This is a genomic window from Arthrobacter sp. I3 (genome assembly GCF_000520575.1).
Lineage (GTDB): Bacteria > Actinomycetota > Actinomycetes > Actinomycetales > Micrococcaceae > Arthrobacter > Arthrobacter humicola_A.
On record NZ_KI914914.1, the window covers coordinates 78574 to 79670 of the forward strand.

A 1097-nucleotide genomic window follows, 5' to 3' on the forward strand; every position below is an offset into this window, starting at 1 on the left:
GAAGCCGCTGCGTTCGATGACTGCCAGTTCGACGGCGGAGTCGACTGTGAATGTTGCATGCGGGTTCAAAGCCATGCTGCAAGTCTATGGTGCCCGGTGCTGATACCCCGGTTATTCCACGGTCACCATCACCGACTGCCAGCCGGAGGCGCCGTCCGGGACCGGATCCGCCCGCTCGTCCGTCTGGACCTCGCCCTTGCCGTCCGTGGCGCGCACCTTGATGTAGTGCGGGCCCGGCGTCGCATCCCAATCCAGGGACCACTGCCGCCACGTGATGAGGGAGGCCTCGTCGGAGAGGACCGCCTCGGTCCAGGGCCCGCTGTCGATCTGCACCTCGACCTTGGTGATCCCGCGGGTCTGGGCCCACGCGGTGCCGCCGATGGCGATCTTTCCGGCAGGGACCTTGGCGAAGGACTTGGGCACCTCGACCCGCGCCATGGTCTTGATCGGGCCGCGTTCGGACCAGCCGCGCTGGGTCCAGTACGCCTTGCTGTCCGCGAACCGGGTCACCTCCAGGTCCACCACCCACTTGGTCGCGGAGACGAAGCCGTACAGGCCGGGAACCACCATCCGCACCGGGTAGCCGTGCTCGAGCGGGAGCGCCTCGCCGTTCATGCCGATCGCCAGCATCGCGTCGCGGTCGTCCTGGAGGACCTCCAGGGGCGTGGAGGCGCTGAAGCCGTCAGCCGAGGTGGAGAGCACCATGTCCGCGCCCTGTGTGGGGCGGGCCAGCTTCAGGGCGTCGCGGATGGGCATGCCCAGCCATTTGGCGTTGCCGGCCAGGTTGCCGCCGACCGGGTTGGACACGCAGGTCAGGGACACATGGGATTCGATGAGCTGGGCGTCGAGCAGGTCCTGGAAGGTAAGCCGGACCTCTTGTTCCACGAGGCCGTGGATGCGCAGTTCCCAGTCCTGGACGTTGATCTCCGGCACGCTCAGCGCCGTGTCGATCCGGTAGAAGTCCTTGTTCGGGGTCAGCCACGGCGTGACGCCGGGCGCCTTGGACTGGACCCCGGCCGGGACCGCGGCGGCGGCCTTGGCGGGCGCGGGCAGCTGCAGCGACTCGCGGGCCGCGGCCACGTCGCTGCGGGCCGCGC

The 1097-nt window shown here is 69.2% G+C and carries 1 protein-coding gene; it reads right to left on the minus strand.

What is annotated here, in order from left to right; translation table 11 throughout:
• Nucleotides 1–111: 111 nt before the first annotated feature.
• The coding region (locus tag Y706_RS0107685) for a molybdopterin-dependent oxidoreductase (protein WP_028276140.1) at nucleotides 112–1097 on the minus strand (986 nt) is incomplete at its 5' end.